A 26,980-nucleotide genomic window follows, 5' to 3' on the forward strand; every position below is an offset into this window, starting at 1 on the left:
AAATGAAAGATGATCCAGAGCACTTAAATAGCAAGGAAGATTATTTAAACATGCTTTCTTTTGATAAGGTAGAAACGTTGAGACGATTAGAGATGCTTTTATTAACGCGTTTTTACTGGGTCTTTGTTAAAGAGCTCAGTGAAGGAGAAGAGGGGGTAGAAGATGACAGGCATAAGGTTGTTCTCACAACCGAAATGCCGTCTGATTTAGAGGGTGATTTTGTAGAAAAGCGTTGTCAGTATGAATTACAGGAAAGCGAATATGCGCCGCTGTTTCAACTTGGCTTTCGTGTTGAAGAAATCGAGCAGTTGATCAAAGAACATAGCCAATAAAGATCATAAAAGAAGCTTTTATTTAGCCTCACTTATGTGGGGCTTTTTTTATGGAGGATGGGATGAGGAAAATATCGAAAGAAGGGTTAGAGCTGATTAAACAATGGGAAGGTTTACGTTTAGAGGCATATAGAGATGTCGCATGTATTTGGACGATTGGTTATGGTCACACCAGCAATGCTGGTCACCCGCTTGTTAAAAAAGGTATGCGTATCACCCAAGAGCAAGCGGAAGAAATCCTTTGTAAAGACTTAAAGCAATTTGAGAAGGCAGTAGAAGAAGCAGTGACGGTTTCGTTAACGGATGCGCAATTCGCTGCCTTGGTGTCGTTTTGCTATAATGTAGGGACAAAAGCTTTTTGCAAGTCAACGTTGTTGAAGAAGCTTAATCAAGGGGATTATGAAGCTGTTCCTGGAGAATTACAGAAATGGAATAAAGTGGGTGGCAAGCCTTTTGTGGGATTATCCAACCGTCGAGCAGCCGAAGCCGGTTTGTGGGCAAAGGGGGCTTACATTGCTTCGAACTATCACAGGGTAGAAACGCGTGAGGCAAGAGGACTTTTAAAGGTAGAAGCGCTAGCCTCGATTATAGGGTCTTGTTCAGGCTTTGGTGGATTGTTGGTAGGCAATGGACCGATCCAATGGGCATTGGCAGGGATCATGGTTCTCGCAGCTTGTACAGGGATTGTGATTGTCGCCAAACGCTTTAAGGAGCAGCGCTTGTGATTTTTTGGTTCAAAAGAAATCTTTCTTTACTGTTAGCGGCTTTAGCCGTTTTTTTTATAGCTTTGGCGAAAGCCTTTCATCTTGGCAAGAAGAGCGAACGGCACAAGCAAACAGAGAATACATTAAAGGCAGCAACAACTCGTCTTGAGGTAGAAAATGAAGTTAATCAAAAAAGCGATACCGATGTGCGCTCTGCTTTGTCTCGTTGGGTGCGCGGCAAATAGATCTTTTTTTTGTGGTGGCTGGTTACCGATTTATTTAGACAAACAAGATTTTGATGTCATCAGTTCCAACCTAGCAAGAGATATATTGAAACATAATCAACAGGGAGCACGCTTATGCGGTTGGAAAGATGTCCAAGAAACGAAATAACCAAGAAAAAGAGCTTACACAAGCAGAACAACAGCTTCTTCACGAGATGATAGAAACCTATCAAGGCTTAAAGATGATGTCACGCTTCATGAAATGGTTAGCCTTCATTCTCTTTATATTTGTAATCGATTTATCCCGTTTTATAGATGCCATAGAGAATAGCTTCTCACACTTTAAAAAGTGGATAACGAAAAGTTAGTAACACACCAAATCTTTCCTTTAAAATATGATGCAACAAGACTTTACACAAACAATGTTTGCGTGGATGGGTGGAAAACATCATCTACGTAAGAAAATTATACCGATTTTAAATAGTATTAATCATGCAACTTATATTGAACCGTTTTTAGGCTCAGGCGTCATTTTCTTAAACAAACGACCAGCGAAATATTCCGTCATTAATGATTTGAATGGAGAGATAACGAATCTGTTTCAATGTGTTCAAAATGACTTTGATGATTTAGCCAAACGATTGGAGTGGTTTGTTTGTTCGCGACAGTTGTTTTTTGAACTTGCGGCAATTGCTCCAGAGAGCCTCTCCAAAGTTGAAAGAGCTGCACGATTTTTGTTTCTCCAACGTTGTGTCCTGTATGGGAAAAGAGATTATGTATCTTTTAGCTTTGGCAAAAAAAGGACAGCAATGTTTAATCCCGACAAACTTTTAGCAAGGATGAGACGTGTTAGACAGAAGCTTCTAGACACCACTATCTTAAATTTATCATGGGAACGAGTTATTGAGCTGTTTGATGCGCCAGACAGTTTGTTTTATCTAGACCCACCTTATCTTTTTAAGAAGAAGTATTATAGCTCTGGGAATTTTGTTGAAGATGATTTTGTGATCATGGCAAAAGTTCTTAAAGGTATTCAAGGCAAATTTGTCTTGAGTCTGAATGATTGTGATAAGGTTCGAGATATCTTTAAAGATTTTGACTTTTTAGAAGTAGAGACCCTTTGGGTAGCAGGTATGGCAGAAAAAACACCTCGAAAAGAACTCCTGATTCGCAATTGCAATATATAGATGATGTTGCTATCTGATAGCGCTGTGGATTCTATATGCTAGGTGGTTTAAAAGGTGGTTTTATTTTTTAATATTTTTATTAACTTATTGAAAAATAGTAAGGAATTATTATTAAATGGCTCTTCTCGACCGCACCATTTAAATCTTCCATAGCGGGATAAGTGTTTTTTATATGAAGAGCATTATTCTATACGTTGTTCATTTTAGGTACTGCATTGCAGTAAAGTTTTTCTTCGTATATAATCTATTAGTATATTTCACATAATGAGTTTATTTCAAATCAACGAAAATTTTGCATTTTCCCGTAGATTTAAATTGTTAAATATTTAAGAGGGTTGAGTGGTGTTAATGAAAGGCAGAGTGTTTTTAAAGTGTTTGGCATTCTTTATTTGCATTTCTTTATTAACAGCATGTAGCAATTCGCGTGCTGTGCTTTGGCATGGGGTGCATGCAACACCATCTATGGTTGCAGTACAAAGGGAAGTTGAAGAAAAACCAATCCTTCCTAAAGCTATTGTTCCAGTGTATGTTGCAACAAGTCGTATGATGCAAAACAACTATGCTCAGCCTTATGGAGCAGAGCGGTCAAATAAAGTGCACTATAACCGCGTCGATGTAGGAATTCCTCAACAACATGTGAAGGGGATGGTAGAAACAAACGCCTATAGACCTTCTCACGACAAATATTTTTCAGCAGTAGCCTTGCAAAAATATAAAAATAAAGAACAATTTAAGCAGCAATTAAATAATGATTTAGCAAAAAAACCAAAAGGAAAAAGAGAAATTTTCCTTTTTATTCACGGTTATAATAATAATTTTGCAGATGGCACATTTCGCACAGCTCAGTTTGCATACGATTATTCTTTAAATGTTGTCACTTTACATTATTCATGGCCTTCTGCTGGGTCAGTTCCTCTTTATATTTATGACCGTGATAGCGCTAATTTTGCACGTGATGGATTAATAGAGCTTTTAACACTCATTAGCGAAACAAATGCTGATCAAATTTCTGTTATTGCACATTCTATGGGCAATTTCGTTATCATGGAGGCATTTAGAACTTTAGCATTACAGGGAAAATATAAACCTATTCGCCGTATTACCAGTTTCTTAATGGCAGCACCCGACATTGATGTTGATGTGTTTGAACGCCAACTTAATGATATTAAGAGATTACCTCAGCCAACCGCTATTTTGGTCTCTCGGATGGACAAAGCACTCGCTGTTTCTGGGCGCCTTACAGGTGGTCATCATCGTGTGGGGGATGGTTCAGATATTGAAATGTTGCGTAAAAATGGTATAGCTGTTCTTGATGTCTCTAATGTCGATGGTGGAGAACACAATGTTTTTGCATCTTCGCCAACATTGATGGCGCTTTCTCGAGAGGGTTCTTTAGCTTCCACAATTATGCAGGGTACAGAGTTGTCACCCAGCCAGGCGCTTCTTACTGATAGTAGTACTGTATTGGAGAAAACAACACATATTATTCTTTATACTCCAATACGCTTATTGTCTCCACTCGCTCCACATTAACTGTGAAAAGAATGGAGAAGTGCTCAATGTTTTTAGCACTTTTTTTAGAATGGCTTTGTAAAATAAAAAATGAATAGCGGAATGAATATAAAAACCAGTCATTAGGTGAGTTCATAATGGTTGCAGGAAAGCACTATGCCAATACGCCTACATTAGTTGATTATTTATCTCATTCCGCGGTTAAGTTATTAAATATTCATGCTATGCTTTTGAAGGCGAAAGAAGGTCATATGGGGGAAAAACCAAATTTATTGCGTCAAATTGATTCTACAAAAAAACAGCTGGACGAGATAAGTCATGCTCTTATTTTAGAATATCGTAAACGCCAAGAAAATGAGCGCTTTTTAAAACAGATTTTGCTGTCAATTTCCGATCAACTTTTTTCACTTAACAGTGCATTCAAGGAAACTGGACGTCTTTTCTTCCAAGAGATGAGAATACTGCAATCTCAGATTCAATGTTTTTATGAAGGGGAGGAAAAACAGCATTTATTAAATAGCCAAGAATCTTTCCATTCCCCATCAAAAATTGATGAAGTCATTAAGCAGTTACAAAAAGCACGAGAAAAGCTTATTGTTGAAAGTCCACATCTCTTTGAAAAAGAATATTAAAGTTTAGAAAAAAATTGAGCCAAATATGCTGATAAAAATATTTTTAATTTCATAGAAAACAGTGTACTCAAAAGATCATAGTACTAAAAAAGAAATTGGTAATTACTGCGCATTTTTTATAGAATCCTTTGATTCATTTAGTTATAAAGCTATTGTCTTGTTTGTTCGCACTGTGAATAGTTTTTCTCAAAAGAGCTAAAACGCATTCAAAGAGTTATAAGAAATAAGTTAGTAAATAAAGAATACGCTTTGTAAAAGTGTATTGAAAAATGCTAATCCTTTTTTATTTGAATCATCCCTTACGTTTAAAATGTTCATTAAAGTAATAGGTTGTGTGTGATAAGAAAGAGAATAGTAGCCTAGAGAAAACTAAAAGCAATGATAGATAATTCTCCTCTTGATATCTTCCAATCCATTCTATCACGTAAGTCGATTCGCGCTTTTACGAACCAAGCCGTTTCGCAAAAAATAATTAGAGAAATTTTAAAATTTGCAGCACGTGCTCCATCTGGGACAAATCTTCAGCCATGGCAAGTTATTGTTCTTACAGGAAATGCATTACAGAAGTTAGGACAGGAGCTGTCACATCTTGCACTTTCAGGTGTAAAAGGAGAGCGTGAATATCATTATTATCCACGTAAATGGCGTGAGCCTTATCTTTCAAGACGTCGAAAAATTGGTGTAGATCTTTATGAAAGCCTTGGAATTGAAAAAAATGATCAGAAAAAAATGCTTTGCCAAAAAGCGCGGAATTTTTCATTTTTTGGCGCACCTGTAGGTCTTTTATTTACAATGGATCATGATATGGAAATGGGGAGTTGGCTTGATTTGGGTATGTTTATGCAGAACATTATGTTGGCAGCACGTGGGTTTGGATTAGATACATGTCCTCAAGCGGCTTTTGCTGATTATCATAGACAAATTCGTACACTGTTATCTGTACCTTCTGATCGAAATATTATCTGTGGTATGGCGCTTGGCTATCGTGATAAGAATGCTCCAGAGAACAGTTTTGAAACTGAACGCGAACCAATAGAGAATTTTGTTCGTTTTATTTCATGATATCCATAGAAATATTTTTACATCAATGAGCTTAATTTTTTAAGAATTTTGGGCATCGTAAGAATATTTTGGTGGGAAGCTCTTATTCCTATTAAATTTTAATATTGTATATTAATATTTATTTTACTACGTTCATAACATTAAGAGAGTGATTATTGTTAGATCATTTTCCATTTTTGAAGGTTGGCCTATGGAAAGCACTCTAGAAAGTAAGTGTTGGATAGTAGCAAGACGGGCTATATTTGTATTTATAGCAGTTATTTTTTTAGCTTATCTTGCAATCTGATTTTAAATGGGACAAGCGTGATAAAAAAGCATATATTTGAAAACTATAGAGTTTTGAGGTGATGCGTGTTTTTATCTGTTTTTGAACTTTTTAAAATTGGTATTGGTCCTTCTAGTTCTCATACAATGGGGCCGATGACGGCAGCTAATATGTTTTTGCAAGAGATTCTTACAAAGAATCTTTCCCAGCCATTTGATGCTAAAGTTTTTCGTATACGTGTTTATCTTTACGGTTCTTTGGCTTTTACAGGAATTGGTCATGCTACAGATAGGGCTGTGATATTAGGGCTGTTAGGAGAAAAAGCTTCAACTATTAATCCTGATTCTATAGAATTTTTATTAGAAAAGGTTATGCGTGAAAAAAAAGTGCAACCAAAAGGCCACCCTGCCTATCAGTTTAATTTGCAAAATGATCTTATTTTTGAACGAAAGAAAATTCTCACTGGACATACTAATGGAATTGCTTTTGAAGGGCTTGATACTGATGGAAATATTCTTTTACGGCAGATTTATTATTCTATCGGTGGTGGTTTTGTTGTGACTGAAGATGAATTAAGTCATATGAATAGCAATATACAATCAGAAATCTCTAAAGTACCATATCCATTTTGTTCTGCTCGTGAAATGTTATCAATGGCGAAAAAATCAGGACTCTCAATTGCTGAAATGAAGCGTCTAAATGAAGAGAAGAAGATGAAGCGTTCTGTGCTTAATACAGGGCTTGATGAAATTTTTTCAGCTATGACAAATTGCATTGATAGAGGTCTTGCACAAGAAGGGGAATTGCCTGGTGGATTGCATGTTCCAAGACGCGCAAAAAAGCTACACGAAACACTTTTGCAAAATCGAAAGAAAAACTGCAACTTTCCACTTTTAGCAAATGATTGGCTTTCGCTATATGCTATAGCAGTGAATGAGGAAAATGCTGCCGGTGGTCGTGTTGTTACGGCACCAACAAATGGGGCAGCTGGTGTTATACCCGCAGTTTTACGTTATTATCTTCAATTTTATGACGATTCAGACCGAGAGGGAATATATAATTTTTTGTTGACGGCAGCAGCTATTGGCGGTGTCATCAAACATAATGCTTCTATTTCAGGTGCAGAAGTGGGATGTCAAGGTGAAGTTGGAACGGCATCTTCAATGGCAGCAGCAGGATTGACCGCCGCTTTAGGTGGTACACCAGCGCAAATTGAAAATGCAGCAGAGATTGCGCTTGAGCATCATTTGGGAATGACGTGTGATCCAGTTGCAGGGCTTGTACAAGTGCCTTGTATTGAACGCAATGCAATGGGGGCTGTTAAAGCGGTAACAGCATCTTCTCTTGCTTTACATGGTAATGGAGAACATTTTGTTTCTCTTGATGCTTGTATAGAAACAATGCGTCAGACTGGACATGATATGAGTGAACGCTATAAAGAAACGAGTAAAGCTGGTCTCGCAGTCAATGCGATATCCTGTTAAGAACAAACAGATATCTAATCTGGAAATTTTATGTATTTTTTTGTTTATGAAGACACAAGTGAGCACCATCGTTAGGTTGTTATAATTATTTTTATAAATCCACATTTTTATACGTGATTCATTCTATAAACAGACCATAAAAAGCAAATCAGATATAAATATTATAACGCATGTGTGCATTCAAATGAAATGAAAAGCAGCTATCATTCATAACAGTTCATAAATTTTATGGTACGTTTTTATTATTCACAAATTGCATTGTTCAAAACGCAATCGTTTAAAATTATCAATAAAATAAATGGTATGGTTTTTGCTCTTTTTTGAACGAAACCTTAAAAAGAAAATAATCGTTTGAAACTGTCATAAGAGTTGTAGGTTTTAATTCATTAAGGACACATAAAAGGATTTTTAAAAGATGATTTTATAACCACGGTATTTTTTACTGGAGTAAGAAATAAGCAGGTATGAAATTCACAATGTTATATCTTATTATATTGGAAGTCTTTTAATGATAAACGTAAGCAAGCGAGCAACAAACGTTTTAAAAGTTACAGTTTAAAAGCACTGCGCCCAAATATGGGCTGAGTGATTTTAGTTATCCCAAAATTGGGGGTATTTAGTGAAACAAGATAGGCAAGCAAAATACAAAACCATTGAATATTATAAAGGCATGGGATTTTACTAAATTTTTAGTAAAAAACTAAAATGTTTAAAGAATGCTCTATTTTAAAGATAACGAGCTCAGATATGGACCGACCAATTTGCAAAGCAGTTATACTTAATGCAAATGAAAATATGCATAGTCTTACTCAATGAATTGTTTAAATGGTGAAACCTATGTTTTATAACAGTTATAACTCAGTTATCATTTGCTTTTGATTGTATTGATATCGACTTACAAAAACGTTTTGATATGTTTTAATTTTAGAATGTAAATTATTTCAATTCACGCAACTCAATTTTGAGGTAAGTACATTGAAACGTTTTAAAGAAGCATTTTGATAATGTACTTTGTTTCAGATGGACCACCTAAAATATGAGGGCGTTATTATTGATACGCTTTATAGCAACGAAAAGCGTTTATAGGTTCTCTCATTCAAATGAATGCTATCAAGATCATACCCATCATTTATGCTTCTTTTGAAAGGTTTTCATAAACAAACAAAGAGTTTGCAATATGATGCGTTTTATATATAGGCACTTGCTATTAAGTTTTTTTCTAAATTATTTGGTAACTGCATAATATAGTGTATAACCTTCAAGGTGAAGACGATCTGATTATTGCATTTAAGGCATCCCTTTCAAAACTTGGTTTTTCTACTGTTCATAAAGAGATTATTCTATAATATGCCTCAATATTAAGAAATGCTATAAGAGTATTATGATTATGAAGTTTTGAGGATTCTTTTTATTCCTTTTTATATATTTTTTTTCATAAAAAATAAAAACCATTATATTTCAAGAGGTTAATGTTTTAAAGTTTTCAAAAAACAATCTATATCAAAAATACAACCTGTAAATTCAATCAATAGTATATGTTTCGAGGGGGTTTTTACTTTTTTTGCACCATCAAAACCTATAAGCAAAATGAAGATACAAAATTCTCTTTAAACAAAGCCTTTGAAAACAATAAAGTTATTATTTGAGATTACGATATAATCTTTTAAAAGCAATCTAAAAAATCTAATCTTGTTTAAGATGGGATTTCTTATAAGTTTTAAAGCAATCCAAAGTAGAGTGTCTAATCTCCTCAATTTGAAAAAAGTGCGCCTTCTAAAATATTTTTAAAGACTGTAGGGAATGTACGAACAGTTTTACTAACAAAATACTTCTTAGGGAAAATTACTTATAGAATTAAAGATTTGTTGCACCTAGATGAATTTTAATAGGCACATTACCAGTTTGGCTTGCAACACGTAAATGAATACGTACAGGAGGCTTTATAAGACGGCGATTGCGCATTGTTTGGCAAATAAGAAGATTGACAAGAGACTGCGTGTCTAATGCAGTTGGAGTGTATTTTAAACCAGCAAGTTTTGTCATAGCATCGTGAAGAGAGCGTAATGAGAGGAAAGATGATTGCTTCAATAGCTTTTCTTTTTTATAGAATGAAGCAAGAGCATTGTGTGTCATGATACTATCCTTAACGCGTAATCTAACAACTTTTTAGTAAGTTACAGTGTAGCAGTTAAAATTTGCTTTCTTTAATGTAGAACAAGCATTAAATGCAGCTTTTTTTGATTGAAAGCCTACAAACCGCGCACGGTAATAACGACGTCCACTTTTTTCAAACAGTTGCATATGTGAAGATGCGTTTTTTAGAGAAGAATAAGCGATGTTTTTTGCTTTTGAAAGCAGAGTTTGTGCTTGTTCTTTACTAGGGAGTGAACCAATTTGGATGGCCCATTCTGCGTTTGTGGATAGAGAGGCTGTTACAATTTTAGTCTCAACGGATAGGATTTTCTGAGGATTGGGAGTTGGTATAATTGCTTGGTTTACTGCAGCTATTGCTGTATTGGAATTTCGAGGTTGTTCTGCAAATGCTGTCAGCAGAGTAGAAACTTCACCTTCAAGATTGGTTGGTTTAGCTTTAATGAGGGGGATAGGAATATTGTTCCCAGTGGGCAAGTTGTGGTTTACAGAAGCCATTAAGCGTCCGTTATCTTTTATTTGACTGGCTTTTGGCAAATATTGATTCAATAAGCTAGCCATATGCTCATCACGTGCGGTAGATGATTTGCCTCCCATAACGACAGCAACAATAGAGCGTCCTTCAAGACGCATAGACGATGCTAAATTAGAACCTGACATTTGTGTGTAGCCAGTTTTAATTCCATCGACGCCCTTCATCATTTTAACGAGTTTATTGTGGCTGTTAATTGTATGTCCACGGAAAGTAAAACTTTTTGTTTTGAACAATTTATATTGTTGTGGAAAATGTTTGCGCAGAGCTAACGACAAAGTCGCCATATCCCGTGCTGTGGAATAATTACGCACATCTGGAAGACCTGAGGCATTTGCAAAATGCGTATGGATCATGCCAAGTTTTCTAGCTTTAGCTGTCATCATTCGAGCAAATTTTTTTTCATTACCACCAAGATATTCTGCAATGGCCGTGGCAACATCATTTGCCGATTTGGTAATGAGTGCCTTAGCGGCTGCTTCTGCAGAAATTGTTTGTCCTGCTTTAAAACCGATTTTTGTTGGCGGACGCGTTGCTGCGTAATGTGAGATAGGAATCGGTGTATTTGGCGTTACACGACGCATATGCATAGCTTCAAAGAGTATGTATAATGTCATCATTTTTGTTAAAGAGGCAGGATAACGCTTCAATGTTGCATTGGCTTGAAAGAGAGTTTTTCCTGTATTTGCATCTATAACGATTGCAGCATATTTATCAGGATAAGCTCCTTGGGGAGTAGCCGATGCCCAAGAGTAAGAAAGAGCTAAAATAATAAAGGCAATTGCTACTTTTGAGTAGCAACGCATAATTTTTTGGCAGTTAATATACACTTGCGATGTCCTATTTCTCCATTTATCTTGAAAATTCTTTAAAGCTCTTTTTTCTACAGCTTATTGCTACAATTTAATCGAATGGTATTACTAATTTGTTTACAGAAGTTATTTTATGAGTTTTCATATTGCTCTTAGATCTTATAACCGTAGAAGAAAGTTTTTTCTTTACAAGGACAGTTCTTGCAATAGTTATGAAAGAACTTAAAACTAAAAAAATGTGTTCCATAGGAAATAATGATGGTACAGGAGCTGATAAAAAATTTTATAATCCCTATTATGCGGAATGAAAAGGGCAAGAATTGGAATGAATGTGGGTATGATGCTGTTTTAATGCCAAAGATGAGAGTAAAATTCCAAAAGCCTAAATTATATCGTGTGTTTTTACTTAATGATGATTATACTCCTATGGATTTTGTTGTTTTTATTTTGAAAAACTTTTTTAATAAAAATTTCGAAGAGGCAACGCGTATTATGCTAAACGTTCACCACAATGGGGTAGGCGAATGCGGGACTTATAATTATGAAGTTGCTGAAATGAAAGTAATACAAGTTAGGGAGTGTGCACGTCAAAATGAACATCCATTACAATGTGTAATGGAATGGAAGTGAGGGATTATGCCATCTTTTACACCTAGTCTTGAAGAGGTTTTACATCGCGCATTAACAATTGCTACGCAAGCCCAGCATGAATATGCGACATTAGAACATCTTCTGCTTGCTTTGCTTGATGATGCTGATGCAAATTCAGTCATTCAGGCTTGTCAGGTAGATGTAGAAGAATTGCGAGAACGCTTAATCAACTATATCCAGTCAGAATTGGATGTGCAGATTAGAGCGGATGAGGATACAAAACCAACAACGTTTTTTCAGCGTGTTATCCGACGTGCAGTGATTCATGCGCAATCAGCTGGAAAAAATGAAGTATCAGGAGCAAATGTTCTCGTTGCCATTTTTTCTGAACGTGAAAGCCATGCGGCGTATTTTCTTCAAGAGATGGGTATGACACGCTATGATGCCGTGCGCTTTATTTCACATGGTGTTACGCGAGATGAGGGATTATCCATGTTACTTGAGGGGCTTGAAGAACAGTTAGATCAGCAGATTTCAGACAATGATGAAAAGGTAACGAGTGCACTGACAAATTATTGTGTTGATCTTAATTGGAAAGCACGTAATGGAAAAATTGATTTATTAATTGGTCGTGAAGTAGAAATTTCACGTATGATTCAAATTTTATGTCGAAGATCAAAAAATAATCCGCTTTTGGTTGGTGATCCTGGGGTTGGAAAAACCGCTATAATTGAGGGGTTAGCAAAAGGCATTGTTGATGGACAAGTTCCAGAATTTTTATCAAATGCAACGATATTTTCTCTTGATATGGGAGGGCTTGTAGCTGGTACACGCTATCGTGGCGATTTTGAAGAACGCTTAAAGCAAATTATTAAAGAACTTGAGCAATATCCTGAAGCTGTTTTATTTATTGATGAAATCCATACCTTAATTGGTGCAGGGGCTACATTGGGAGGGAATATGGATGCGGCAAATCTTTTAAAACCTGCATTATCTTCTGGAACTATTCGGTGTATTGGTTCAACTACTTACAAAGAATATCGCAGAATTTTTGAACAAGACCGTGCCCTAGTGCGTCGTTTTCAGAAAATTGATGTTCATGAACCTTCTATTGCTGATACAATTAAAATTTTGCAAGGATTGAAGCCTTATTTTGAGGATTTCCATCAGGTTAAATATACGGATCAGGCGATGAAGGCATCTGTAGAACTGTCTTCACGTTATATGATTGATCGCCGATTACCTGATAAAGCAATTGATGTTGTTGATGAAAGTGGAGCAGCACAAAAGCTTTTGCCAAAAAAACAACGAAAAAAGACTATAAACGTCAAGGAAATTGAAGCAACTGTTGCTGCTATGGCAAGAATTCCACAAAAAACAGTTTCTGGTGACGATCAAAAGATGCTTAGAAAACTGGAAAAAGAAATTAAGCAAGCTGTTTATGGGCAAGATCAAGCAATTTCCGCTTTAGTATCATCCATTAAATTGGCTCGAGCAGGATTACGAGAACCAAACAAACCAATAGGGAGTTATTTATTTTCAGGACCAACAGGAGTAGGAAAAACTGAAGTTGCAAAACAACTTGCATCTTCTTTAAGCGTTGAACTATTACGTTTTGATATGTCAGAATATATGGAACGCCATACAGTGGCGCGTCTAATTGGTGCCCCTCCAGGTTACATAGGATTTGATCAGGGAGGTCTTCTTACAGACGCGATTGATCAGAATCCTCATGCCGTTCTCTTGCTGGATGAAATTGAAAAAGCACATCCAGAGTTGTTTAATATTTTATTGCAGGTAATGGATTATGGAAAATTAACAGATCATAATGGTAAAAAAATTGATTTTAGTAATATTATCTTAATTATGACAACGAATGCCGGTGCTTCAGAGATGACAAAATCAGCTATCGGATTTGGCAAAATACATCGCGATGGTGATGATATTGAAGCAATTAATCGACTTTTTACGCCGGAGTTTCGTAATCGGTTGGATGCAATTATTCCGTTTGCACCTTTATCTCAGTTCACCATCAATCAAATCGTGCATAAATTTATTTTTCAGCTTGAAGCACAATTAGCTGATCGAGGCGTTTGTTTTGAATTAAGCCCTTCTGCAATGGCTTGGCTTGCTCACAAAGGATACGATTTCCAGATGGGAGCACGTCCATTGAGTCGTGTTATACAAGAACATATTAAGAAGCCATTAGCTGACGAAATTTTATTTGGAAAGTTGCGCAGTGGTGGCATGGTTCACGTGTCGACACAAAAATCAAATGGAGAAGAAGAGAAATTGCAGTTACACATCTCGTCTTCTGATGTATCTGCTCCTTTAAAAAATAACAAAACAGCGCATTTTACCAAACAACGTGTGATGAAAAAAAGCTCAACAACTTAAGAAAGTTTTAAAGAGCAGCACGGATTTTTTTTGCATTTTCTTCCAGTATTTCTGCAGGTGTAATAACATTGTTATGGGGGGTAAGATCTATTCCTTCCATACGTGGAATAATATGAAAATGCAGATGATAAACGGTTTGTTGACTAGCAGCTTCATTAAATTGCATGATTGTTATACCATCTGCATGAAAGGCCTTTTTAACCGCATTGGCAATTTTTTGCACAGCTTTAATAACAGGAAATAATGTTTCAGTATCTGCATCCAATAAGTTTCTCGAGCCTTTTCGGGGGATTACCAGCGTATGGCCTGGTGCTTGTGGCATGATATCCATAAATGCAATGACATCATCATCTTCATAGACACGAACACAAGGGATCTCATTACGAATCAATTTAGCAAAAACATTATTGTCATCATAAGCTTGTTTCATATCAATATTTCCTTGTTATGTGGTTAATTTATGAATTTTAACTTCGAGAACGAAGAATGTGAAAGCTGGCAGAGCGTTAAAAAAGAAAGATTTAACATTAAGTTATCGCTTTATATAGGTGATGTTGTCATTGATGAAGATTTAGATCTCTATAATAGCTTCAACTTCTACTGGAACATTCATAGGAAGGGAAGCAACACCAATAGCAGAACGAACATGTTTTCCAGATTCACCGAGAATATTGACAAATAAATCAGAAGCGCCATTGGCGATAAGAGGAATGTCAGTAAAATGAGGATCTACAGCGACAAAAACGGTGATTTTTATTACGCGTTTTATTCTCTTTAAATCACCGAGAGCTGTCTTGATTTGTGCGAGAATGTTAAGTGCACAGACTTCAGCTGCTTTTTTTGCTTGTTCGACGCTAACTGTTACACCAACTTTGCCAGCTGCTATTGGCTTTCCATTTAAAAGAGGCAGTTGTCCAGAAACAAACAATTGGTTGCCACTACTTTGTAAAGTAGTTACGTAATTGGCAATAGGTTGCGTTGCTTCAGGAAGGGCAATACCCAGTTTTTGAAGATGAATTTCAATTATATCTGTCATAATTTAAACTCCTTAGCTTTCTAATGAAGATATTTATTGCATAAACTATTTTTTGATTTAAGGAAATGTGTGGTTAATTGAGACATGAACCTTTTTTGCCTTCGTGTATGGTGTTATGCAACGAAGATAAAAATTGGAAATTAAGAATGATCAGGTCGTTATTTATAATAGTTTTATGTGTTGTTGTTTCATGTACTGCGAGAGCTGAAGAGTCTATTTTTATTGCGCCTCACCGAGCAATTTATGATTTTCAGCTTGATAGTGTTTCTCATGAAATGACAATTTCGGGAATGACTGGGCGCATGGTTTATGAGCTGACGGGGTCAGCATGTCAGGGCTATACCACACGTTTTCGCTTTATTAGCCGTATTCACATGGACGATATGCCTGTACGTTTGACTGATCAACAAACGGTAAGTTATGAAACGGGTGATAGTCGTATATTTCATTTTAATGTTACAGATCAGACTGGACAAGAAATTGTACATCGTGCGGAAGGGGTAGCTGAACGTATTCAAGATGGTCTTGTCGTAAAACTGACAAAGCCAAAAGAAAAAGAATACAAACTTGCAATGGCTGAATTTCCGATTATGCAACTAAAAAATATTATCCGCAATGCAAAAGCAGGACATCATTTTTACAATGTTAATGTCTTTGATGGAACCGATAAAGCAGATAAAATTATTAGAGAAAGTATAGTTATTGGGGAAAAGACATTGCCACATTCTGATGTTGAAACAAAAAAAATGGGAAAATTAGATGAAGAAGAATCATGGCCGATTACAATTTCTTATTTTGATGATGTAGAAAAAAAAGATGGTTTGCCAGTCTATCGTACAAGTTTTCTTTTATATGAGAATGGTGTGATGCGGGATCTTCATGTGGATTATGGAACTTTTGCAGTGCGTGCTAAATTGAATAGTCTTGAATTCCTCGAAGTTACAAAGAATCTTAATCAATGTGAACATTAAAGAATTATAGAAAATAACTTGAAAAAGAATCAAATATTAGTATGTTGACACTATTCCACACGCGGAGTTTGGGTGTTTGCAAGAAAAAACTAGCAAGCGTCCGCCGGTAGTAGGTTTCTCTACTTTTTCCGCGGAGGTTAAACCGGAAAGGATATATTATGGCACTACCAGATTTTACTATGCACCAGCTTTTGGAAGCAGGTGTCCATTTTGGTCACCAAACTCATCGCTGGAATCCCAAAATGACTCCTTATATTTACGGTGAGCGTAATAATATTCATATTATCGATCTTGCACAGACAGTTCCTCTTTTACACCAAGCACTTAAACTTGTTTCAGATACAGTTGCACGTGGTGGTCGTATTCTCTTTGTTGGTACTAAGCGGCAAGCATCAGATATTATCGCTGATGCGGCGAATCGTTCAGCACAGTATTATGTTAATGCACGTTGGCTTGGCGGCATGCTCACGAACTGGAAAACAATTTCCAATTCGATACATCGTTTGCGTAAACTAGATAAAATTCTCGCTGCTGAAGCGCAGGGTTTTACCAAAAAAGAGCGTTTAAATCTTGAACGTGATCGTGAGAAACTTAATCGTGCACTTGGTGGTATTAAGGATATGGGGTCTGTTCCAGATCTTATATTTGTTATCGATACCAATAAAGAAAATATTGCACTTCAAGAAGCAAAACGTTTAGGCATCCCAGTTATTGCTATTATTGATACCAACTGCGATCCTGATAATGTGACACACCCCATTCCAGGGAATGATGATGCATCACGTGCAATTTCTCTCTATTGTGATCTTTTTGCTCGTGCAGCTCTTGATGGGATCGCTCGCCAACAAGGTGCAATGGGTGTCGATTTAGGAGCTCAAGCTGATGCACCTGTAGAAACTGTTTTGGAAGAGACTATTTTGGAAAATACGGTTCCAGTTTCCGAGTAGTTATTAAGATTCCTATTAGGTGTTTATTTTCTAAAGAAGATGTTGTAAGCGTGCATATTTTTAGCACGCTTTCATCATTACAGAATAGAATAAAGAGGCAAATATGAGCATTACTGCTGCACAAGTAAAAGAACTTCGAGAATTGTCAGGCGCTGGTATGATGGATTGCAAGGCAGCGCTGGCAGAAACCAATGGTGATATAGACGCTGCTGTTGATTGGCTTCGTAAAAAAGGGATAGCAAAAGCAGACAAAAAAGCTGGTCGTACAGCGGCTGAAGGATTGATCGGAATTGTATCAAAGGATTCAAGTGCGGTTTTGGTTGAAATTAATTCTGAAACAGATTTTGTAGCACGCAATGATGTATTCCAAGACATTGTGCGTAATGTTGCAATAGCAGCTTTGGAAACACAAGGAGGCGTTGACGCTGTTTCGGCCTCTTTTTATCCTGGTTCTGAGAAAACTGTAGAGACAACAATTAAAGATGCGATTGGTACTATTGGCGAGAATATGACGTTTCGCCGTTCTGCTAAACTCTCTGTTGAGGGTGGTGTTGTTGCTACTTATATACACAATAGTGTGGCTGATGGTCTTGGCAAACTTGGTGTTTTGGTTGCTATTGAAACCACAGGAAATAAAGAGGCAGCAGCAGCATTTGGTCGGCAGGTAGCAATGCATATTGCGGCAACTAATCCGTTGGCACTCACAGCAGAAAATGTTGATGCTAGTGCTATTGAGCGTGAAAAAGCAATTTTTTCAGATCAGGCACGCCAATCTGGAAAGCCTGAGAATATCATTGAAAAAATGGTGGAAGGACGTATGCGTAAGTTTTTTGAAGAGGTTGTTTTGCTTTCACAGGCTTTTGTTATGAACCCTGATATGACGGTTGAAGCAGCTTTAAAGGATGCTGAAAAATCGATTGGTGCACCAGCAAAAATAACAGGTTTTATTCGTTTTGCACTAGGAGAAGGTGTAGAAAAAGAAGAGACTGATTTTGCTGCCGAAGTTGCTGCGGCTGCAAAAGGGTAACTTGTTATAGGTTATTTTCGAGGTTTGAAAACATAGCATTGATGATAAAATCATTGCTATGAAGAAGTGTGATTATTAAAAGGGCATCACCTAGTGAGGTGGTGTCTTGGGTGTGTCGAAAGCAAAAAAAATGTGCTTTTGGGGAGGCTGTCAATGACATTGGTGCCACAATATAAGCGTATTCTTTTAAAGGTTTCAGGTGAAGCCCTTATGGGAGCGCAGAGCTTTGGAATTGATGTTTCCGTTGCAGATCGTATTGCTGCTGATATTTCTGAAGTGCGGGCAATGGGCGTGGAAGTCGCTATTGTTATCGGTGGTGGAAATATTTTTCGTGGGGTTGCGGTTGCTTCGCATGGTGGAGATCGTGTGACAGGTGATCATATGGGAATGCTTGCAACTGCTATTAATTCTTTAGCGTTGCGAACATCCTTGACAAAACTAGGAGTTGAAACAGTTGTATTGTCTGCGATTGCTATGCCACAAATTTGTGAGAGTTTTTCACAACGTAAAGCGATAGGTTATATGAATCAAGGAAAAGTTGTTATTTTTGCTGGTGGTACAGGAAATCCATTTTTTACTACTGATTCTGCTGCCACTTTACGTGCTGCAGAAATTGGTGCAGATGTCCTTTTGAAAGGAACACAAGTGGATGGTATTTATTCTGCAGATCCTAAGCTAGATCCTACGGCTAAGCGTTTTGATCAATTGACGCATGTTGAGATTTTGCAATGGGGATTATCTGTTATGGATACAACGGCGGTCACTTTAGCGCGCGAAAACAATGTACCAATTATTGTATACTCTATTCATGAAAAAGGCGGTTTAGCTAAAGTGTTAAATGGGATAGGACGGTTTACAATAGTATCGGAATAAGGATAAGCTTCAAGATATGATTGAAGGAGACAGAGATATGAATGTTGCATCGATTATGGATGATTTGAAACGTCGCATGGATGGTGCTATTTCCGCTTTTAAACATGAATTAGGTGGTTTGCGAACGGGAAGAGCTTCTACCAGTTTATTAGAGCCATTAACAGTTGACGCTTATGGTTCCGTTGTACATATAAATCAGGTTGCAAATATTTCTGTCCCAGAACCACGGATGCTTTCCGTTACAGTGTGGGATAAAACAATGGTAAGAGCTGTAGAGCGTGCTATTCGTGATTCTGGTCTTGGTTTAAACCCCATTACTGATGGTGTAAATTTACGTATTCCCTTACCTGAGTTAAATGAAGAACGACGTAAAGAACTTGTAAAAATTGCACATCAATATGCAGAGCAAGCACGTATTGCTACCCGCCATGTTCGCCGAGATGGCATGGATAATTTAAAAAAATTAGAAAAAGAAGGTGATCTTGGTCAAGATGAAGTACATGGTTTGTCTGAGAAAGTTCAAAAACTTACAGATGAGACAATTGCTGATATTGACAAAATTTTAGCTGTAAAAGAATCTGAAATTATGCATGTTTAAGGTGATTGGACTGTTAAAAATATTTAGTTATGGTGTGTAATATTTTGGGGTGGGTAAGGTGAGAGAATTCTGTCTGCTATTGAAAGTGATAGATAGAGAATGATCATTATTTTTTTACCGCAATTCTATACTAAAAGATAAATTGATTTAATGTGGTGAGCATTTTAATTTTTTCATCTGCACTGTGGATGAAGCTTCTTATTAGAAAAAGTTTTGAATAGTACAACGAGAGGTTGTTGTTGCATTGCTTAATGAAAATATTTTATTATCAAAAGTTTATAAATATTATAGAGCAGATTTTTGAGAAAGCTTAACACAAAGCAGGATGAACGGTATTATAGAAAAATGCTTTTATGCAAAGTTAAGTCCCACCTACATTTCATAATTAGTATTGGGGTAAAGAGTAAAGTTTTTCATTTTAGGTTGATCGTACTGTTTGAAAGCATATTTTAAAACGAGTCTTTATCTTTAGACTCTTGGGCTATTTTTACTGATTATTAGTTTGATGATCACTTTGTTGCATATTGAATAATTTGTGATAAATTGCAAAAGTTTTGAAAAGAGCGGATATAAAAATACTACACAGTAAAATGCTTTCCTTGCGTCAGTTTTTGAGTGTGTAATGTTTATTTGTATTGTTTGGATGTTATTTTGTCTAATCTTTTTTATCGTATTCTGACAGCTTTTGTTTTTGGCATTATTACTTTATATTTAACATGGGTTGGAGGAACTCCTTTTTTTGTGTTTGTATGGGGGATTGGGGGGTTTATCCTTTATGAGTGGATTAGCATTACTAAAGAAAAATGGCGTGTTTCACAAAAAATATTCGCCGGTATTTTTTATTTAGTTTTTGGCTCTTTTTTGCTCTCGAGTCTATCGGCTTCATTGATTTTTTTTGTTGTTATAATTTTAGCAGTGGTATTAGCTATTGGGCCACTCGAAAAGATTGGGTGGATTTTCTTTGGTTTTTTGTATGCATCTTTTCCAGTTGTGGCTTTATGCTTTTTACGCGGGCATGAAACGTTAGGGTTCCAAGTTGTTATTTTCTTATTTGCGATAGTGTGGGGAACAGATATTGCTGGATATTTTAGTGGACGTGCATTTGGTGGCCCTAAATTAGCACCACAATTTTCTCCTAATAAGACATGGACAGGGGCCATTGGTGGTACATTTATCGGAGTTACTTGTGGTATATTGGTTGCTGTTCGATTTTTTGATGTAAATTTAACGAGTTTTTTTGTACCATTGCTTATTTTTATTTTATCAATTTTTTCGCAATTGAGTGATTTAGGGCAATCATGGCTCAAAAGACATTTTTCTGTTAAAGATTCTGGTTTTTTATTACCTGGACATGGTGGATTTATGGACCGTATGGATGGGTTAGTTGGTGCTGCTGTCCTTCTTTATCTAATTGGTTCGTTTGTATCGGATATGAATACACCTTTTAATCTTTTTTGTATGGTTTAATTAGGAGGAAATATTTTGGAAATTGTAAATCATATGATTACAGTAGGTGGCTTACTTTTCAGAAGTTTAAGTATTCTTTTTGTCATTATGATTATTATTTTTGTGCATGAATTTGGGCATTATCTTATTGGGCGCTTGTGCGGTATTAAGGCAGCTGTTTTTTCGCTTGGATTTGGACCAAAGGTTTTAGAGTATAGAGATAGGCAGGGTACGCAGTGGTGTTTATCTCTTATTCCCTTAGGAGGTTATGTAAAATTTATTGGGGATGGAGAAGATGTATCATCATCTCAGTCTTCACCAGAAGTTAAGGGTTCATTGGCTAATGCGCATACTTGGAAAAAAGCACTAACGGTGTTTGCAGGTCCTTTATTCAATATTCTTTTTACTGTTATTATTTTAACATTTTTTTTCTTTATGTATGGTCGTGTAGCCATTGAACCCATTGTTGGTTCTTTAGAAAAAGATTCACCTGCTTTTCAGGCAGGTTTGGGATTAGGTGATCGTTTTATTGAAATGGATGGTCAGCGGATTGAAAGTTTTGAAGATTTGATGAATTATGTAACTTTGCATGGTAAAGATCCTATAGAATTTAAAATAGAACGTATGGGACAAATAATTACCAAGGTGATTACACCAAAGTTGATTGAACGGGATGATGGGCTCGGTAATCGGATTCAAGAGAGCATGATCGGTGTAGGTGCTCCTGTTGATCCGAATAACCAGGCGCGTTTAGATCCAGCTTATATAAAACATATCCACTACGATTTTATAAGAGCTATGGAAGAAGCGTCAAAACGCACCACATTTATTGTTACCCAAACAGTTTTTTTTATTGGTCGTTTAATAGGAGGAAAGGAAGACCATTGTGGAATAAGTGGACCTTCAAGGATTGCTAAAATCGCTTGGAAGGTAAGTGAAACAGGTTTTGTTTCCTTGTTAAATTTTACGGCTTTTCTTTCGATAAGTGTTGGACTTATTAATCTTTTTCCACTTCCGCCACTTGATGGAGGGCATTTGTTGTTTCATTTACTAGAAGTCCTTACGGGAGGGACGGTATCAGCTAAAATTCGAACAATTGTTTTTCGTTTAGGTTTTTTTGTTCTCCTCTGCTTTATGAGTTTTGCGTTCGTTAATGATTATTTTTGTTGGTTTGGATAATTAAATTATGGAAAATATTTTACAAATTGAGTAATAATAGATTGAGTGTTGTTTACCATGTCCACAAAATATTGTGGCATTGTTTGCTATAATCAGTAATTAAGGGGTGAAAAGTCTCGCTGTGAAAGAAGAGTTGTTATGGCGGTTAGCTTTTTGGGACATCATGTCTAGAGAATAAGATAAGGTAAAAAGAGCCAATGACTATAAGTTCGAAGTTTTTAAGTGCAGCATCTGTGTTGGTGTTAAATGTGGGGATGATTGCTCCTACAACAGCCTTTATATCGATTGCGATGGTTGGGGAAGTGCAAGCATCTGTAGTTCGTTCTATTGAGGTTCGCGGGAACAAATTTGTAAGTGCTCAGGCAGTTCAAGACAATATGGGCATTAAAGCTGGACATAGTTTTTCTAATAGCGATATTGATGCTGCGGTAAAGCGTCTTTTTGGATTAGGCTTATTTTATGATGTGAAAATAAATCAGGTTAACGATAGGCTCGTTGTATTCGTTAAGGAATATGAGATAGTCAATCAGGTATTGTTTCAGGGAAATAAATCTCTTAAAGATCCTGATCTTAAACGATTTATTTCTTTAAAACCAAATGAACCTTTCAATTCTGCTAAACTCTCAGCGGATATTAATACGATTCGTGAAGCTTATAAAACTGTTGGTCGTAATAATGTTACTGTTACAGTCCAAACCATTAATCTGGGAAAAGGACGAGTAAATGTAGTTTTTAATGTTGTTGAAGGGCGAAAAACAAAGATTGGTGATATCATCTTTAAGGGGAATTATGCTTTTGGTAGCAGTCGTTTGCGTGATGTAATTTCAACAAAATCTTCGGGTATTTTCTCGATGTTGTTAGGGGGGGATGTTTATAGTGAAGAACGTTTAGCTGCTGATGGGGAAGCTTTGCGTCGTTTTTACTACAATCGTGGCTATGCGGATTTTCGTGTTGTTTCCTCTAAAGCGACTTTTGATGTAGCAAGTAATACATATAAAATTTATTTTGTTCTTGATGAGGGTGTGCGCTATAAAATTAGTGATATTCAGATTGAAAGTGATATTGATGGGATTGATGTTCAATCTGTGAAAGGATTGCTTAAAACGCGTTCAGGTGACATTTATAGTGCAGAGAATATCGAGCAGTCTGTTGCAATTATCAATAATAAAGCTGCTGATTCTGGGTATGCTTTTGCTAAAGTTGAGCCACGGGGCAATCGTAATTTTGCAAATCATACAATTTCGATTTTATATAACATTGAACAAGGACCGCGTGCTTATATTCAGCGTATTGAAATACGTGGGAATGAAAAGACTCGTGATTATATCATTCGCCGCGAAATTGATTTAAATGAAGGGGATGCATACAATCAAACCTTAGTGCAACGGGCAAAACGTCGTCTAGAAAATTTAGGCTTTTTCAAAGCTGTTAACATTTCCATGGTTCCCACAGATCAGTCTGATCAGGTTACTTTAGTTATCGATGTTGTTGAAGCTCCAACTGGTGATCTTTCTTTGTCTGGAGGCTATACAACAGGTGGTACAAGTCCTGGTATGTCACTGGAAGTATCGGTTACTGAACGTAATCTTGGAGGACGTGGTCAATATGTTCGTTTGGGGTTAGGTGCAGGGCAGGAAAAATCCCGTAATTACAATTTGTCGTTTGTTGATCCTTATTTCTTAGGCTATCGCTTATCTGCTGGTGTTGATGTTTTTCGTAGTACCTATCGTGCAGATAAAGCATATGATGTCCGACAGACTGGTGGATCACTTCGATTCTCAGTGCCCGTTAATGATCAATTATCTGCTAATTTGGCTTATTCTTATGTTCAGGAAGAATATGATTTTGGTAAAGAATATGACTTAAACAAAGAAGCTGACTTAAAAGAATTATATGGGAAATATTCTGGTGCAATTGTTCAAGCAGCAAAGCATAGTCCTTGGAAACGTTCGTCAATTAGTTATGGTTTTACCTATAATACTATTGACGATATGAAAAATCCCCATGATGGGTGGTATGTGCGTGTTCTTCAAGAGTATGCAGGACTTGGTGGAAGTGCAAAGTTCTTGAAGACAACGGGTAAGGCAATGATGTACAAGACATTGTCTGAGCAAATGGATCTTGTCGGTTTATTCTCTCTTGGTGGGGGGTATATTCACGAAATCGGCCGAAATGGTGTTCGTATCTTTGATATGTTTAAGGTGAATTCTGATATGATCCGAGGGTTCAAATACAATGGAATAGGTCCACGTCAAGTTTCTAATAAAGGTGAAGTCTATTTCTTGGGAGGGACAACTTATATGAATGCAACTGCTGAAGTACAGTTCCCTATCCCTGTTGTTCCTGAAGGATTAGGATTGCGCGGTGCTTTATTTGCTGATGTTGCGACACTCTATGGGAATAATTATCAACCTGTTTTTCAAGGCGAATCTCCCGTTACTCATACGAAAAGTGCTTTGCGTTCATCTGCAGGTGTTAGTTTGATGTGGGATTCGCCGTTTGGTCCTCTGCGTTTTGATTATGCTTGGCCAATAAAGAAGCAGGAAGGTGATCGTTTGCAGAAATTAAACTTTGGTATTTCTACGAAGTTCTGATTTTAGTTTTCTTTAAAGGAAAAAATTGAAAAGAGTGGGTTAGGCTGGGAGAGAAGGCGTTTTGATGGCGGATACATTTTTTTTTACGCCGTCCCGGCGGTTAACAGTTGCTAATGTTGCGGAGTTGACAGGGGCAAAACTTCTTAATCCAGAGTTTTCTAATACAATTATTAATACTCTTTCTTCACTTGAGAGAGCTGTGGAAGGGTCCCTTGTATTTGTAGAGCATCGGAAGTTTTCTGATGCTCTCATAGGGAGTTCTGCAGTGGCTGTTTTCTGTACGAATGAAATTGTTTTTAAAGTTCCTGAAACTATGGCAATTTTGGTTACATCTACACCACAGCGTGATTTTGCTCAGATTGGACGCATTTTATTTCCTGATTCTGTCAAGCCTGTGCCATGGCTTGGGCAGAGAGAAATTTCACCGCATGCGCATATTCATCCAACTGCTAAATTTGCACATGATGTGTGTATCGAAGCCGGTGCTGTTGTTGGTCGAAATGTTAAAATTGGTGCAGGAACGCTTATTTCCTCTACAGCTGTTATCGGTGAGAATTGTCGTGTTGGATGTGACTGCTATATTGGTCCAAAGGTAACAATTCAGTATTCTTTAATAGGTAACAGAGTTCAGCTTTACCCTGGCGTTTGTATTGGACAAGATGGTTTTGGTTATGTTGGTAGTGTTTCCGGAATTGAAAAAATCCCACAACTTGGTCGTGTCATCATTGAGGACGGTGTAGAGATTGGTGCAAATACCACGATTGATCGTGGAACATTTGAAGATACCATTATTGGTGAAGGAAGCAAAATTGATAATCTTGTCCAGATTGCCCACAATGTAAAAATTGGCCGTTATTGCCTTATTGCCGCTCAATGTGGAATTGCAGGAAGCACATCTATAGGTGATATGTCTCAGCTTGGTGGAGGTGTTGGAGTGGCGGATCATATCGTAATAGGGAAATCTGTTCAGATTGCTGGTCGTAGTGGTGTTATGAATGATATTCCTGATGGTGAAAAATGGGGAGGGAGTCCAGCGCGACCAGTTAAGCAGTGGTTTCGAGAAGTAGCGACGTTGCGCAGTATGGGAAAAGTTAAAAAGGAGAAAAGCTGATATGATCAGCACTGAAGGAATTAAAAATTTAGAAGTTGTAGATATTGAAAAATTGCTCTCAATATTACCGCATCGCTATCCATTTTTGTTGATTGATCGCATTGTTGACATTAATGGCGAACAAGAAGCTGTTGGTATTAAAAATATAACGATTAATGAACCGCATTTTACCGGACATTTTCCTGCAAAGCCAGTGATGCCTGGAGTATTGATTTTAGAGGCTATGGCACAAACAGCCGGAGCAATTTCACTATTGGCATTAGGAAATAAGCAAACAAATTTAGTTTATCTTATGACGGTTGATAATGCGAAATTTCGTAAGCCCGTTGTGCCTGGCGACCAGTTAAAGATTCATGTTCAACTTTTAAAAAGAAGGTCTGGTATGAGGCGTTTTTTGTGTGTTGCAAAAGTAGACAATATACGGGTCGCTGAAGCAGAAATTGCTGCGATGATTGTTGACAAAGAATAAACGATATTAATGGGGATTTAAAAATGTCCGGTACGAAAATCCATCCAACTGCTCTTGTGGAGAAGGGAGCGCAGCTTGGTGAGAATGTACAAATTGGGCCGTTTTGTCATATTAGTTCAGAAGCTGTTATTGGCGATGGATGCAATTTGATGAGTCATGTTGTAATAATGGGAAACACAACATTAGGCGCTAATAGTAAAGTCTTTTCACATGCAATTTTAGGAGCAGAACCGCAAAATAATAAACATAAGGGAGGTCATACAACGCTTTCTATTGGTAAAAATTCTATCATTCGTGAAGGCGTAACAATGCATAGAGGCTCTGATTCGAGTGTAGGAGTGACAATTGTGGGGGATAATTGTCAATTTTTTTGTTATGCACATGTTGCTCATGATTGCCATGTAGGGAATCATGTAACATTTGCCAATAATGCAATGATCGCAGGTCATGTTACTGTTGGTGATTATGTTATTATTGGTGGTGGTGCTGCTGTTCACCAATTTGTTCGTATTGGGCATCATGCATTTATTGGTGGTGTATCGGCATTGGTTGGTGATCTTATCCCCTATGGAACAGCTGTTGGTGTGCAAGCAAAACTTGCAGGGTTAAATATTATTGGTATGAAACGTGCAGGTCTTGAGCGTAAAGATATTCATGCATTACGCCATGCTGTCGTTATGCTTTTTGATCATAGTAAGCCATTTAAAGAGCGTGTTAGTGATGTTGCGTCTTTCTATTCTAGTTCTCAGTCAGTTGTTGATGTTGTTAATTTTATTAAACAAAAAGGAAAACGTTTTTATTGTACACCAAAATTTGAAGTGGTAGAATAAAAGAATATAGGGAT

General features: G+C 36.9%; 25 protein-coding genes and 1 pseudogene. 22 read left to right on the forward strand and 4 right to left on the reverse strand.

Annotation, left to right across the window (positions count from 1 at the left end; genetic code table 11):
- The first annotated feature begins 2 nt into the window (after positions 1 to 2).
- The 9 genes from ABD909_RS05195 (at position 3) to ABD909_RS05235 (ending at position 7,402) form a co-directional block, all read left to right on the forward strand.
- Positions 3 to 332 (forward strand): hypothetical protein, encoded by a 330-nt coding sequence (locus tag ABD909_RS05195; protein ID WP_345096904.1) that lies wholly within the window; start codon positions 3 to 5, stop codon positions 330 to 332.
- 62 nt (positions 333 to 394) lie between these two features.
- A complete protein-coding gene (locus ABD909_RS05200; RefSeq protein ID WP_345096906.1) occupies positions 395 to 1,057 on the forward strand; it encodes a lysozyme in 663 nt (220 codons plus the stop codon).
- Complete coding sequence (locus tag ABD909_RS05205; RefSeq protein WP_345096907.1) at positions 1,054 to 1,281, forward strand: hypothetical protein; 228 nt, start codon at positions 1,054 to 1,056, stop codon at positions 1,279 to 1,281. Before ABD909_RS05200 ends, ABD909_RS05205 begins: the two co-directional genes overlap by 4 nt.
- A 128-nt stretch (positions 1,282 to 1,409) precedes the next feature.
- Positions 1,410 to 1,628: a hypothetical protein gene (locus ABD909_RS05210; RefSeq protein ID WP_345096908.1), complete on the forward strand. Its 219-nt coding sequence runs from the start codon at positions 1,410 to 1,412 to the stop codon at positions 1,626 to 1,628.
- 27 nt (positions 1,629 to 1,655) lie between these two features.
- Positions 1,656 to 2,447 (forward strand): DNA adenine methylase, encoded by a 792-nt coding sequence (locus ABD909_RS05215; protein WP_345096909.1) that lies wholly within the window; start codon positions 1,656 to 1,658, stop codon positions 2,445 to 2,447.
- A 348-nt stretch (positions 2,448 to 2,795) separates the two neighbouring features.
- On the forward strand, positions 2,796 to 3,980 hold the full coding sequence (locus ABD909_RS05220) for an alpha/beta hydrolase (RefSeq protein ID WP_345096910.1): 1,185 nt from the start codon (positions 2,796 to 2,798) through the stop codon (positions 3,978 to 3,980).
- 116 nt (positions 3,981 to 4,096) lie between these two features.
- Entirely contained in the window at positions 4,097 to 4,591 is a 495-nt protein-coding gene (locus tag ABD909_RS05225; RefSeq protein ID WP_345096911.1) for a hypothetical protein, read from the forward strand.
- A gap of 378 nt (positions 4,592 to 4,969) precedes the next feature.
- A complete protein-coding gene (locus ABD909_RS05230) occupies positions 4,970 to 5,653 on the forward strand; it encodes a nitroreductase (RefSeq protein WP_345096912.1) in 684 nt (227 codons plus the stop codon).
- Between the two features lie 351 nt (positions 5,654 to 6,004).
- Positions 6,005 to 7,402 carry an L-serine ammonia-lyase gene (locus ABD909_RS05235; protein ID WP_345096913.1) on the forward strand — a complete coding sequence of 466 codons (1,398 nt, stop codon included), beginning with the start codon at positions 6,005 to 6,007 and terminating at the stop codon, positions 7,400 to 7,402.
- A gap of 1,854 nt (positions 7,403 to 9,256) precedes the next feature.
- Here the strand turns inward: ABD909_RS05235 and ABD909_RS05240 are convergent.
- Both ABD909_RS05240 and ABD909_RS05245 read right to left on the reverse strand, forming a co-directional pair.
- Positions 9,257 to 9,535: a hypothetical protein gene (locus ABD909_RS05240; protein ID WP_345096914.1), complete on the reverse strand. Its 279-nt coding sequence runs from the start codon at positions 9,533 to 9,535 to the stop codon at positions 9,257 to 9,259.
- A gap of 33 nt (positions 9,536 to 9,568) precedes the next feature.
- Positions 9,569 to 10,915, reverse strand: a complete 1,347-nt coding sequence (locus ABD909_RS05245; RefSeq protein WP_345096915.1) for a D-alanyl-D-alanine carboxypeptidase — start codon at positions 10,913 to 10,915, stop codon at positions 9,569 to 9,571.
- 240 nt (positions 10,916 to 11,155) lie between these two features.
- Here ABD909_RS05245 and clpS point away from each other — a divergent pair, with 240 nt between their 5' ends.
- Positions 11,156 to 11,527, forward strand: coding sequence for an ATP-dependent Clp protease adapter ClpS (gene clpS / locus ABD909_RS05250; RefSeq protein ID WP_345096969.1), 372 nt, complete (start codon positions 11,156 to 11,158; stop codon positions 11,525 to 11,527).
- A gap of 6 nt (positions 11,528 to 11,533) precedes the next feature.
- Positions 11,534 to 13,885, forward strand: coding sequence for an ATP-dependent Clp protease ATP-binding subunit ClpA (gene clpA / locus ABD909_RS05255; RefSeq protein WP_345096916.1), 2,352 nt, complete (start codon positions 11,534 to 11,536; stop codon positions 13,883 to 13,885).
- A 7-nt stretch (positions 13,886 to 13,892) separates the two neighbouring features.
- On the opposite strand, the gene ABD909_RS05260 is transcribed toward clpA, so the two are convergent.
- Both ABD909_RS05260 and ABD909_RS05265 read right to left on the reverse strand, forming a co-directional pair.
- Positions 13,893 to 14,315, reverse strand: a complete 423-nt coding sequence (locus tag ABD909_RS05260) for an HIT family protein (protein WP_345096917.1) — start codon at positions 14,313 to 14,315, stop codon at positions 13,893 to 13,895.
- 141 nt (positions 14,316 to 14,456) lie between these two features.
- The gene (locus tag ABD909_RS05265; protein WP_345096919.1) at positions 14,457 to 14,921 is read right to left on the reverse strand and encodes a RidA family protein; all 465 of its coding nucleotides are present in this window, start codon (positions 14,919 to 14,921) and stop codon (positions 14,457 to 14,459) included.
- Positions 14,922 to 15,067: 146 nt separating this feature from the next.
- Between ABD909_RS05265 and ABD909_RS05270 the strand changes: the two genes are divergently transcribed.
- From ABD909_RS05270 to lpxA, 11 genes and pseudogenes are all read left to right on the forward strand, one after another.
- Positions 15,068 to 15,892 carry a cell envelope integrity EipB family protein gene (locus tag ABD909_RS05270; protein ID WP_345096920.1) on the forward strand — a complete coding sequence of 275 codons (825 nt, stop codon included), beginning with the start codon at positions 15,068 to 15,070 and terminating at the stop codon, positions 15,890 to 15,892.
- A gap of 158 nt (positions 15,893 to 16,050) precedes the next feature.
- Positions 16,051 to 16,839 (forward strand): 30S ribosomal protein S2, encoded by a 789-nt coding sequence (gene rpsB / locus ABD909_RS05275; protein ID WP_345096921.1) that lies wholly within the window; start codon positions 16,051 to 16,053, stop codon positions 16,837 to 16,839.
- Between the two features lie 103 nt (positions 16,840 to 16,942).
- Complete coding sequence (gene tsf, locus ABD909_RS05280; RefSeq protein ID WP_345096922.1) at positions 16,943 to 17,866, forward strand: translation elongation factor Ts; 924 nt, start codon at positions 16,943 to 16,945, stop codon at positions 17,864 to 17,866.
- A gap of 153 nt (positions 17,867 to 18,019) precedes the next feature.
- Complete coding sequence (pyrH, locus tag ABD909_RS05285) at positions 18,020 to 18,739, forward strand: UMP kinase (RefSeq protein ID WP_345096923.1); 720 nt, start codon at positions 18,020 to 18,022, stop codon at positions 18,737 to 18,739.
- Between the two features lie 37 nt (positions 18,740 to 18,776).
- Positions 18,777 to 19,337 carry a ribosome recycling factor gene (gene frr, locus ABD909_RS05290; RefSeq protein ID WP_345096924.1) on the forward strand — a complete coding sequence of 187 codons (561 nt, stop codon included), beginning with the start codon at positions 18,777 to 18,779 and terminating at the stop codon, positions 19,335 to 19,337.
- Between the two features lie 651 nt (positions 19,338 to 19,988).
- The gene (locus ABD909_RS05295) at positions 19,989 to 20,804 is read left to right on the forward strand and encodes a phosphatidate cytidylyltransferase (protein WP_345096925.1); all 816 of its coding nucleotides are present in this window, start codon (positions 19,989 to 19,991) and stop codon (positions 20,802 to 20,804) included.
- A gap of 15 nt (positions 20,805 to 20,819) precedes the next feature.
- Positions 20,820 to 21,962 (forward strand): RIP metalloprotease RseP, encoded by a 1,143-nt coding sequence (gene rseP, locus ABD909_RS05300; RefSeq protein ID WP_345096926.1) that lies wholly within the window; start codon positions 20,820 to 20,822, stop codon positions 21,960 to 21,962.
- A 197-nt stretch (positions 21,963 to 22,159) separates the two neighbouring features.
- Positions 22,160 to 24,556 carry an outer membrane protein assembly factor BamA gene (gene bamA / locus ABD909_RS05305; RefSeq protein ID WP_345096927.1) on the forward strand — a complete coding sequence of 799 codons (2,397 nt, stop codon included), beginning with the start codon at positions 22,160 to 22,162 and terminating at the stop codon, positions 24,554 to 24,556.
- Between the two features lie 64 nt (positions 24,557 to 24,620).
- The gene (lpxD, locus tag ABD909_RS05310; protein WP_345096928.1) at positions 24,621 to 25,667 is read left to right on the forward strand and encodes a UDP-3-O-(3-hydroxymyristoyl)glucosamine N-acyltransferase; all 1,047 of its coding nucleotides are present in this window, start codon (positions 24,621 to 24,623) and stop codon (positions 25,665 to 25,667) included.
- Position 25,668: 1 nt separating this feature from the next.
- Entirely contained in the window at positions 25,669 to 26,136 is a 468-nt protein-coding gene (fabZ, locus tag ABD909_RS05315; RefSeq protein WP_345096929.1) for a 3-hydroxyacyl-ACP dehydratase FabZ, read from the forward strand.
- Between the two features lie 23 nt (positions 26,137 to 26,159).
- A pseudogene (gene lpxA / locus ABD909_RS05320) lies at positions 26,160 to 26,980 on the forward strand (acyl-ACP--UDP-N-acetylglucosamine O-acyltransferase); the annotation flags it as partial.

Origin of the sequence: Bartonella acomydis (assembly GCF_039543025.1) — a bacterium.
GTDB classification, from domain to species: domain Bacteria; phylum Pseudomonadota; class Alphaproteobacteria; order Rhizobiales; family Rhizobiaceae; genus Bartonella; species Bartonella acomydis.